The 1,092-nt window shown below is 51.7% G+C and carries 2 protein-coding genes; one reads left to right on the forward strand and one right to left on the reverse strand.

All coding sequences use genetic code 11. The features are described from left to right. Positions 1-117: phosphate acyltransferase (locus J5224_RS29435; protein WP_264628611.1), on the forward strand; the 117-nt coding region annotated here is incomplete at its 5' end. 95 nt (positions 118-212) lie between these two features. Here J5224_RS29435 and J5224_RS29440 read toward each other — a convergent pair. Continuing rightward, positions 213-851: a glutathione S-transferase family protein gene (locus J5224_RS29440; protein WP_264628610.1), complete on the reverse strand. Its 639-nt coding sequence runs from the start codon at positions 849-851 to the stop codon at positions 213-215. Positions 852-1,092: the final 241 nt, after the last annotated feature.

A 1,092-nucleotide genomic window follows, 5' to 3' on the forward strand; every position in this document is an offset into this window, starting at 1 on the left:
ATCGGGCCGATGCTGCAAGGCATGCGCAAACCGGTGAACGATCTGTCCCGTGGCGCACTGGTAGACGATATCGTTTACACCGTGGCCCTGACCGCCATTCAGGCTACCCAGCAGTAATCTCGGGTAACCCACGGCGAGTGGCAGACTGCCACTTCAGCACCCATCCCCTCGCAACGCAGGTTGCGGGGGGATTTTTTTTACATCAATCCCGCTCACGCGCGCAGTTCGTCATAGGACACCATCACGTGCTCTTGAAAGGCCGGGCGTTGTATCAACCTTGCATAGTAAGCGTGTAGATTCGGTAAAGGCTTACGATTGATCTCAATATCGTAGTAACGATACAGCACATGACCAAACTGAATATCCGCCAGTGAAAACGCCTCCCCGGCTAAAAAAGGGTGTTTGGCAAGCTGTTGCTCGGCGATGTCGAGCTTTTGCTCAAAAGCAGTAACGGCAGTATCGATCGCACGAAGGTCACGCTCAGCCTCTGGTGTACGCACCACACGCCAAAACACAGGCGCAGTAAATCCAAGCGCAATATTCAATTTTGCCCATTCAGCCCAGCGATCCACTTCCGTTCTTGCTAACAAGTCCTCGGGCCAGAAACCGCCCGTTGCGTAGCGGTTCGCTAAATATCGCAGGATAGCCCCCGTTTCCCACAGCGCTGGGTTATCCCCATCCTGAAGTACAGGAACGGTGCGATTAGGGTTGAGTGCGTAAAATGCCGCTGTATCTGTCCCCCCATAGCGGTGCCCTACATCATGTCTGACAACGTGCAGGTCGAGCTCCCCAACGCACCACATTAACGCCTGTACATTGGATGAGGTTTTCCTTCCCCAGATAACCAGCATAATCTTTCCTTTTGTTTGACCGATATATTCAGTGTAACCCGATGATTATTGGCCTGTCTGTTTTTCATGGCAACGTCTATTGACAGCGTACACGTAGACAAATAATCTCGAAACAAACACAAAAACAACGCATTAGCGCTTCGCTATTCACTTCGTAAGGAATACACAGCATGAATCTGGTTCACTATCTCGGCAAGCAGACGCTGGGGGTTTTAGCCTGCTACCAGCAGGGCAAGGTGGT

It is taken from the genome of Candidatus Symbiopectobacterium sp. NZEC135 (assembly GCF_025962695.1).